Raw genomic sequence first — 2,154 nt, forward strand, 5'->3', positions numbered from 1 at the left:
TTTACTAGATTTGCTACAGATAACTTAGCTAAAGCTGATGATAAACTAAGTGAAGATGTAATCTCAACTAACTTCTTTACTAGATTATTAAATAACACACAGAAAAAAGTAGAATCACTTAACTACGATACTAGAAAAAACTTAATTGATTATGATTATGTACTAAGTAGTCAAAGAGAATTGATTTATATGCAACGAGATACAATCTTGTTAGCTCAAAACAATAAAGCTGTTTTTTATCGAATGTTAGATACAGTAATTGATGATATTTTATTTCAAGCACATAATCAACCAAACACTGATATTGTTGATAAATACAAATTAATTGAAATTGCTAATAGTACAATCTTCCATAGTGATTATTTATTAATAGATAACTATTTAAAAATTGATAATAAAGATTTAAAACAACAACTAAAAACTGATGCAACTACTTTCTTTGATGAAAAGGAGTCTTTAATGACACCTGAAATCTTTAATCAATTTTTAACAGAAATAATGATTAATAACATTGATAGTCAATGAACTAAACACTTAGATATAACTCAAAAGATCCGAGAAAGCGTTAGCTTAAGAGCTTATGAACAAAAAGCTCCATTGAATATTTATGTAGAAGATTCAGATAAATTATTTGAAGAACTAAAACATAATGTAGCTTGACTAACAACAAGTGCAGTCGGAAGAATTGCTTACTCACCACAAAATCAAATCACTCAAAGCTTAGTTGACGAAGAACAAATGCTTGATGGATTTAATATCTTTGATTTATCTAATGAAAATGATCAAGTTGATGATCAAGTTGATCTTGATGATCCTTTAGCTTTATTTGATCAACAATTTGCTACTAATGAACAAGTTGATCAACTAGAAGATCAAGTTAATGAATATAATCAAGATAATGATCAAAAAATAGATGATGATCAAAATATTAATAAACAACTTGAACAATTAGTTAATGAACAACTAGCTTATGAACAATCTTTTGATCAAATGGCTAATAGTAATGAAACAGCTAATCCTTGAAAAGATAGTGATAGTTATATTGATCCAAATACTGGTCTGATCGTTAAAAAGAAACAACAAGAAGATTAGTTATGAGTCAAAAAGAAAGATATCCTTTTGAATTAGTTAGTAATCATCAACCTGCAGGTGATCAAATCAAAGCAATTGATCAAATGGTTACTAATATTAAAAACAATGTTAAACGCCAAGTGTTATTAGGAGCAACCGGAACTGGTAAAACTTTTAGTGTTGCTAATGTAATTGCAAAAACCCAGCTTAAAACGATTGTGCTTGTGCACAATAAAACCTTAGCTGGACAACTTTATGCTGAACTTAAAGAATTATTTCCTAACAACCGGGTTGAATATTTTATTTCTTTCTTTGATTACTATCAACCTGAAGCTTATAAACCAACAACAGATACTTATATTGAAAAAGATTCAGTAACTAACTCTGAAATTGAAATGATGCGTTTATCAACGATTAATTCACTTGCAACAAGATCTGATGTGATTGTTGTAGCTTCTGTTGCTTGTATTTATGCATCAGTTTCACCTTTTGAATTCATTGATAACAACCTTTATTTATGTGTTAATCAAACAATTAACTTTAGTGAACTTAAAGCTAGATTAGTAGCTTTAGGGTATGAACGTAAAGATAATGATTTAGTACCAGGAACTTTTAGGATTCGTGGTGAGTATTTTGAAATCATGTACGGATTTAGTCAAGAGTATAAGGTGCGAATTGTTTTCTTTGGTGATCTAATTGAATCAATTAGTAATGTTGATCCAGTTACTAATGAAGTAATTAGTCATGAATCAAGAATCATTTTAAGAAGTGCTAATGAATATGTGTTTGATAAAAGCAAATTAGAAATTGCTATCAATAATATTGAAATAGAACTAAAAGAGCGAGTTCATTTTTTTGAAAAAGGAAATAAACTAATTGAAGCTCAAAGAATTTATCAACGAACTAAACAAGATATTGAATCAATTGTTGAGTTTGGTTTTTGTAGTGGAATTGAAAACTATTATAGACATTTAGAACACAGACAACCACACCAAACTCCTTGAACAATCTTTGATTTTATGAGTTATGGCGATGAACCATGATTGATGATTGTTGATGAATCACATATCTCCTTACCCCAAG

Annotated in this window: 1 protein-coding gene and 1 pseudogene; both read left to right on the plus strand. The window is 28.7% G+C overall.

All coding sequences use genetic code 4. The features are described 5' to 3' along the window. Positions 1–1,092, plus strand: a pseudogene (locus UDIV_RS04790) (hypothetical protein); the annotation flags it as partial. A gap of 2 nt (positions 1,093–1,094) precedes the next feature. Further along, on the plus strand, positions 1,095–2,154 hold a 1,060-nt coding region (locus UDIV_RS00825; protein ID WP_038101932.1), incomplete at its 3' end, for a DEAD/DEAH box helicase family protein.

Source organism: Ureaplasma diversum NCTC 246, from assembly GCF_000731915.1.
Taxonomy (GTDB): Bacteria; Bacillota_I; Bacilli_A; order Mycoplasmatales; family Mycoplasmoidaceae; genus Ureaplasma; species Ureaplasma diversum.